This is a genomic window from Ruegeria sp. CDSA089 (genome assembly GCF_059612205.1).
Genome location: NZ_JBXWQD010000005.1, coordinates 379237 through 385667, shown reverse-complemented (window position 1 = coordinate 385667; position 6431 = coordinate 379237). Strand labels below are relative to the sequence as shown.

Annotated in this window: 7 protein-coding genes; 5 read left to right on the top strand and 2 right to left on the bottom strand. The window is 57.8% G+C overall.

The genetic code is table 11. The features are described 5' to 3' along the window. Positions 1 to 73 precede the first annotated feature (73 nt). Both AC2FJ6_RS14510 and AC2FJ6_RS14505 read right to left on the bottom strand, forming a co-directional pair. A complete protein-coding gene (locus AC2FJ6_RS14510; protein ID WP_170773587.1) occupies positions 74 to 964 on the bottom strand; it encodes an FAD:protein FMN transferase in 891 nt (296 codons plus the stop codon). Then, positions 961 to 3024 carry a 4Fe-4S binding protein gene (locus AC2FJ6_RS14505; RefSeq protein ID WP_170773585.1) on the bottom strand — a complete coding sequence of 688 codons (2064 nt, stop codon included), beginning with the start codon at positions 3022 to 3024 and terminating at the stop codon, positions 961 to 963. Before AC2FJ6_RS14505 ends, AC2FJ6_RS14510 begins: the two co-directional genes overlap by 4 nt. A 197-nt stretch (positions 3025 to 3221) precedes the next feature. Here AC2FJ6_RS14505 and pqqA point away from each other — a divergent pair, with 197 nt between their 5' ends. The 5 genes from pqqA to pqqE are packed head-to-tail and all read left to right on the top strand — an operon-like array spanning position 3222 to position 6329. Then, entirely contained in the window at positions 3222 to 3329 is a 108-nt protein-coding gene (gene pqqA / locus AC2FJ6_RS14500) for a pyrroloquinoline quinone precursor peptide PqqA (RefSeq protein ID WP_170537497.1), read from the top strand. A 27-nt stretch (positions 3330 to 3356) separates the two neighbouring features. Continuing rightward, entirely contained in the window at positions 3357 to 4244 is an 888-nt protein-coding gene (gene pqqB, locus AC2FJ6_RS14495; RefSeq protein WP_170773583.1) for a pyrroloquinoline quinone biosynthesis protein PqqB, read from the top strand. Then, positions 4241 to 4969, top strand: coding sequence for a pyrroloquinoline-quinone synthase PqqC (pqqC, locus tag AC2FJ6_RS14490; protein ID WP_170773581.1), 729 nt, complete (start codon positions 4241 to 4243; stop codon positions 4967 to 4969). Before pqqB ends, pqqC begins: the two co-directional genes overlap by 4 nt. Then, positions 4966 to 5253, top strand: coding sequence for a pyrroloquinoline quinone biosynthesis peptide chaperone PqqD (pqqD, locus tag AC2FJ6_RS14485; RefSeq protein ID WP_480876628.1), 288 nt, complete (start codon positions 4966 to 4968; stop codon positions 5251 to 5253). The genes pqqC and pqqD overlap by 4 nt, the downstream gene beginning before the upstream one ends. After that, a complete protein-coding gene (gene pqqE / locus AC2FJ6_RS14480; protein ID WP_170773577.1) occupies positions 5250 to 6329 on the top strand; it encodes a pyrroloquinoline quinone biosynthesis protein PqqE in 1080 nt (359 codons plus the stop codon). The genes pqqD and pqqE overlap by 4 nt, the downstream gene beginning before the upstream one ends. Positions 6330 to 6431 lie beyond the last annotated feature (102 nt).

Sequence of the window (6431 nt, the reverse complement as noted above, 5' to 3'; positions counted from 1 at the left end):
CGCGCCGTACAAGCCTGCGCGTAACCGCCTAGACAAACGAACCCAAAAGCCCCGCAACAAAAGCGGGGCTTTTTTATGTTTTAACAGATTGAATGGTACCGTCGGTTTGCACACAGATTGCGGTCGGATTGTCCGGCGATCGGGTTAAAGTGCGCGAGATTTCCGCAGCGTTCGCATGGCAAAAAGCCGTGGAAAGCGCGTCTGCCCAAGTGGTCGTGTTGGCGGTGACGCTGACGGTTGACCACAAGGCTGGATCTTGCCCGTCGGGGTTCAGGATGTGGGATTGAGTTCCTTCCAGGTACATCGCCCCAGGGCTGGAGGTTGCGACGGCACGGTTTTTGAGCGCGACCGTTTCTACCAGGCCATGTAGGGGATCAGCAATGCCCATAGTCCAGGGGCGGCCCCCTGCGTAGAATTCACCTATGTTGACCAAAACGCTGGACCATCCGGCCTGTTTCAGCGCATGTGCCACAAGATCGGTCGCATATCCTTGCGCGATGCCATTCAGCGTCAATGCCTGACCATTGTCCAGCCTGATCCGTTCGGCTGTGATGCTAACGCGTTCCCAACCGATCAGGGAGCGCGCATCATTCACATCCCCGCCCTGCCGCAAAGCGGCCCAGAGCGGTTGTACTGTTGGGTCAAACAGGCCTTTGGTCACTCGATGTGCTTGCCCGCAGATGCGCAACAGGTCCAGCATTTCGCGCGGAGGGTTCCTCAGCAAACCGGTCTTGTTGAGTTCAGATAGGACCGAGTTTGGATCATAGAGGCTGAACATCTCTTCGCATCGTTTGAGCAGCCTCTCAACGCGGGAAATGGCGATTTGGGCATCTTCGGGGGTGGCATCCAGGGTCAGGCTGACCTCGGCCCCCATGGCGTATCCCTGCCAGTGGATGGACCTCGCCGCGGCAGGCGTGGCCAGTGCAGCTGCGGAAATCGCGAGGAAACGGCGGCGGTTGATCATTCGGCGGCGACCTTTCTGGCCTGACGTCGGGCCGCTATGATCAATGGCACACAGCGTTGTTCGTCGTCGTGAATCGTAACGCAGTCGAGGCATTGGAAGCACTCGTCATATTGAATCTGGCCTGTTTTCTTGATCGCGCCGTATTTGCACTTCACACGGCAAAGCTGACAGGGTGAGCCACATTCGGCGCGTCGATCGATCCAGTCGCGTCCGCGCAGAAGCCCACCGATCGCCAGAAATGCGCCCAGGGGGCAGACATAGCGACAGAAGCCTTTGAACAGGACCATGCCCAGCAGCAGCCAGAAGACAGCATAGGCCACATAGTACCATTCACGGATGAAGAACGTGGTGATGGCGGTTTTGAAGGGCTCGACCTCGGCGGCTTTGTCGACCTGATCAGGGGCAACGAAGACGGTGACGATCAGACCGCCCAGCACAATGTATTTCAACCACTTCAACCTTTGGTCCCAGGCGCGGGAAGGTTCGATCTGCGGGATGCGCAGGGCTTTCCCGATATGATGTGCAAACTCTTGCAACGCGCCAAAGGGGCAGAGCCAGCCACAGAACAGCCCCCTGCCCCACGCGACGAGGCCTGCAATCGACACGGCCCAGATCAGCAGCGAAAACGGGTCGTATAGAAGGAAAGCATAGCTGCCCCCGTCGAGGGCTGTTCTAAGCGTGCCCAGTACGGTGACAATGGAAAGCTGTCCCTGTCCCCACCATCCGACAAAGCCAACCACCACCGCCAGAATGGTCAGGCGCAGTGGTGTGAACATAGGTTGCGCGGCCAGTGCATTCATGCGCAGGCTCAAGATGCCAACAAGCACGGTCAGCAGGACACCAAGCACAATCATATCGTTTTGACGATTGCGCAGCGCTTCGAGCCAAGGTGGCGCGGGCTTGATTTGCACGGGGCGCTGAAAGAACCGAGCAGGGGTGACATGGGGGACGTCCATGGTGACCGAGCCAATCTCGGGTTGAAACATCCCGTGTTCGCGTACAGCCAGTACCTTAAGCACCCATTCCCGCGATGGATCGAAGCCCAGTCGCCGGTCGGTGCGCAGGATCATAGCGGTGCCGTCCGGCATTCCGTCGGCAAGCTCGACCAGCAGGTCTGCATCGCGCAGCGCGACCGGCAGTCCATCCTGTTCAGCCGAGATCCAATCGGGCGCGGTGTTGCGCACAAACTCGTCGCTGACCAACCCGTGACGGGCGGTTTCGATCAGCAGGATCGGCTCATCATTATCCGAGATTTCCATAAAGCGTTGAAGCTCATCAAAACTGTCGTCGGACAGGGCCGCGCGGGCGATGGATTTCGGTCCGATGTCCACAATCCAGAGGTCCAGGAACGGCTCGTCCGGGTAGTCCTGCGCTTCGGGGTCGTCATCCTCCCACAAGGTTCCAGCAAACAGCGCGTCGACTTCAGCATTGCTGAGGGTCTTGTGAGTGGCGATGCCTTGATCAACCAGATCGTCCCATGTCAGCGCTTCGTCGTAATTGGGATCAGGATAGGCCGGGGGCGCGGTGGCCAATCCCTGCATCTTTTCGCGGGCAACTGCCAAGGCGGCCCCCATGACAGATTCGTGGGCAATTCGGACGCTGGCTGTGGCCTTGGTGACGCCGTCGAGGTAAACAAGCTGTGAGCCGCTGGCGGCATCCCCATAGGGCGTTCCGACGACGATCGAGTCCGAAATAGACAGGCCTCCATACTGTTCGAAATACTTGTGGAACGGTGCCTGGCCTAGACCGGACACAAAGATCGGCTCATTATGTTCGATAAGTTGAACATCCAGAAAACGCCCTTCGAGATCGAGCACGACCAGCATATTGATGGGCGCGCCCGAAAAACCGGGCAGCGGGGCTAGTGGTTTTGTTTCAAAGACATAGCCCGCCTCGATCCCGCCAGAGTTGAGCAAGGAATAGACGCCGTCGTCATTCAGGGCCTCGCCCAGCGAAAAGGGCGCGCGAATGAACAACGCCAGTTTCTCACGTGGCAACGGCTCGGCCATGGCCGTCAGACCGCTTAGGATCAGCAAAAGCAGGGCAACGATCACGCGCATATACGCAACATTATATTTACGCCCCAAGCCGCGACATTCGACAAAAGTCCTAAGCCTTATCTACGACCCCAAGACGGTTGACGTGGTGGGGCGCGGCTCGGACACTGTGACCGGAGCGTACGACCAAAGCAGCATTTTCCGAAAATGATGTGGGTTGTAGGTTTTTTGAAATTGCCAGTCACTCATGGGAGGTAGCGATGACTTGGAGCACACCGAAACTGAAAGAAGTGAACTGCGGTATGGAGATCAACATGTATTCTCCGTCCGAGGATGAAGGCCGCGAGCACGAGCGCGACCTGTTCTGATTACGTGAACTCTAGCGGAGGCCCGAGGTGCATTTTCTGGTTCTTGGGGCTTCTGCAGGCGGTGGTCTACCGCAATGGAATTGTGGTTGCCGGAATTGCGAGGACGCCCGCAAGGGCCTCATCCCGCCTTCCGGCCAATCATCGTTGGCAGTCTCGCCAGACGGCGTTCGGTGGAGCATTCTGAACGCATCACCTGACATCCGGCAGCAGATGCTGGACAATCCGAAAATGCATCCTCGTGCGCTGCGCGACACGCCTGTGGCGTCAGTTTTGCTGACCAATGGGGATATCGACCATATCGCCGGGTTGTTGAGCCTGCGTGAACAGACGCCGTTTTCGTTGTTTGCAACGGGGGATATTCTGGATGTTCTGGCCCAGAACAGAATCTTCGATGCTGTGAACCGGGAAAAGGTGGAACGGACACGCATTTCTCTGGATCAGGACTTTGCTTTGCAGGACGGCTTGCAAGCGCGGCTGTTTGCGGTTCCGGGCAAAGTGCCTTTGTTCATGGAAGGTGACAGTGTTCAAACCAATCTCATCGGGGAGCAAACCGTTGGGGTGCGCCTAACTACAGGGGAAAAGGTCGCCTATTACATTCCCGGATGTGCGCAAATCACCCCTGCTCTGCTGGATCAGCTTGCGGATGCGGATCAGTTGTTCTTTGACGGAACACTTTGGGATGATGATGAGATGATCCGCACCGGCACCGGAGTAAAGACGGGTCAGCGCATGGGTCATATCTCGGTCAGTGGTGCGGACGGTTCGATCGAGGGGCTAAAGGGCATCGCGGCGGCCAAGACCTATATCCATATCAACAACACCAATCCGATGCTGCAGCCAAACGGACCCGAGCGCGCCTTTGTCGAGGCCGCAGGCTGGACCATTGCCTATGACGGGCAGGAGATCACGATATGAGCCGAGAGAGCCTTGAAGCCCGTCTGCGTCAGATAGGGGCCGAGCGCTATCACGACAAACACCCGTTTCATCATCGCCTGCACAGCGGTGAATGTACCCCGGATCAGGTGCGGGCCTGGGTGATCAACCGCTGGGCCTATCAGGCCGCGATCCCGATGAAAGACGCGGCCTTCATGTCGCGCTGCACCGATCCGGACATCCGCCGAGAATGGCGCTCGCGCATCGAGGACCACGATGGTGACGTTGACGAAGGCGGCGGCATCCGGCGCTGGTTGAAACTGGCCGAGGCGGTTGGGCTTGATCCGGACTATGTCGCCTCGGGGCGTGGGATTTTGCCTGCCACGCAATTCGCAGTGGATGCTTATGTGCATTATGTGCGTGAGAAGCCGCTGTTGCAGGCAGTCGCGTCCTCGCTGACCGAGCTTTTTGCGCCGAAGATTCATGAACAGCGGATCGAAGGACTGCTCGAGCATTACGATTTTGCCAATGCCGACAGCCTGTCCTATTTCCGCAAACGTCTGACTCAGGCCCCCAAGGATGTGGCTTTTGGTCTGAGTTGGGTTCTGGATCATGCCGACACGACCGAGAAAGAGGACATGGCCTGCGAGGCTCTGATCTTCAAAACCAATGTGTTGTGGGCGCAGTTGGATGCGCTGTGGTCGGCCTATGTTGAGCCTGGGATGATCCCTCCGGGTGCGTGGCAACCGGACGAGGGTTTGCTATGACGCTGGAACTGCGCCAGACCGACCGTCCATATCTGCCGCGCGGCGTGCGGGTGCAGCGCGATGAGGTGCGCGACCGGACGGTGTTGATGGCGCCCGAGAAGGTGATCGAGCTGGATCAGATCGGGATGGCCATCTTGTCCCGCGTCGATGGTTCTGCCCGGTTTTCCGAGATCGTGCAGGACCTTGCCGCAACCTATAACGCCCCGGCCGATCAGATTGAAACGGATGTGCAGCGTTTTCTGCAGACCTTGCGCAGCCGCGTTTATCTGATGGTGCGGGAATGAGTACCCCTGCCCCCATCGCCATGCTGGCCGAGCTGACGCATCGCTGTCCGCTGAGCTGCCCTTATTGCAGCAATCCGGTGGAACTTGAACGCAAAGAGACCGAGCTGGACACTGAAACCTGGAAAGACGTGTTCAAACAGGCCCGCGCGCTGGGTGTTTTGCAGCTGCATCTCTCCGGGGGGGAGCCCGCATCCCGCCGCGATCTGGAAGAACTGACAGAATACGCATCACAAATTGGGCTTTACACCAATCTGATCACCTCGGGCATCGGGCTGACCCCCAAAAGGCTGGACCGGCTGGAAGAGGTCGGGCTGGATCATGTCCAACTGTCGCTGCAAGGGACGAATGCCGCTTTGGCTGATCATATCGGCGGGTATCGCGGCGGGTTTGACCGTAAGATGATCGTTGCGCGCGAGATCCGGGATCGGGGCATTCCCTTGACCCTGAATGCCGTGATGCATCGGCAAAATCTGGATGATCTGGACCGCACGATTGAAATGGCCGTCGAATTGGGAGCACGCAGGCTTGAGGTTGCCTGTGTCCAATTCCATGGATGGGCTTTGAAAAATCGTGCCGCACTGTTGCCGACACGTGAGCAGACTCTGGCCGTGAAGGACACGGTCGCCAAAGCCGCGCAGCGTCTGCAAGGCGTTCTGGCGTTCGATTTTGTTCCGCCAGACTACTATGCGGATTTTCCAAAGGCCTGCATGGGCGGCTGGGGCTCGACCGGGTTGAACGTGACGCCAGATGGCACTGTTCTACCCTGCCACGCCGCGCAAACCATCAAACATCTGCAGTTTGACAACGTCCAAAATAAAATGCTGGCGGAAATCTGGCAAAACAGTCCGGCCTTCAACGCCTATCGCGGGACGGATTGGTTGCCGGAACCCTGCCAGAGTTGCGAGCGGAAAGAGATCGACTTTGGCGGCTGCCGCTGTCAGGCCTTGGCCTTGGCCGGGGATGCGGCTGCGACTGATCCGGTGTGTCGCAAGTCGCCCTTGCATGCGCAGGTCTCGGCCATTTTGCAGGAAGAGCCGGAAGCAGGTTCGAATGATCTGATCTACCGAAAGCTTTGATTTCACGTTCGGTTTTTTGCTGGTGAAAATATGTTACAAAAATATTGAATATTGGAAAAAATGTAACATAATAGAGGGTGGGACGACTGAATCAGTCACCCA

What these genes read in the sequence shown, in the direction of transcription:
- pqqC (WP_170773581.1), top strand. Translation starts at nt 4,241, where the DNA reads ATGAGCCGAGAGAGCCTTGAAGCCCGTCTGCGTCAGATAGGGGCCGAG.
- pqqD (WP_480876628.1), top strand. Translation starts at nt 4,966, where the DNA reads ATGACGCTGGAACTGCGCCAGACCGACCGTCCATATCTGCCGCGCGGC.
- pqqA (WP_170537497.1), top strand. Translation starts at nt 3,222, where the DNA reads ATGACTTGGAGCACACCGAAACTGAAAGAAGTGAACTGCGGTATGGAG.
- AC2FJ6_RS14510 (WP_170773587.1), bottom strand. Translation starts at nt 964, where the DNA reads ATGATCAACCGCCGCCGTTTCCTCGCGATTTCCGCAGCTGCACTGGCC.
- AC2FJ6_RS14505 (WP_170773585.1), bottom strand. Translation starts at nt 3,024, where the DNA reads ATGCGCGTGATCGTTGCCCTGCTTTTGCTGATCCTAAGCGGTCTGACG.
- pqqE (WP_170773577.1), top strand. Translation starts at nt 5,250, where the DNA reads ATGAGTACCCCTGCCCCCATCGCCATGCTGGCCGAGCTGACGCATCGC.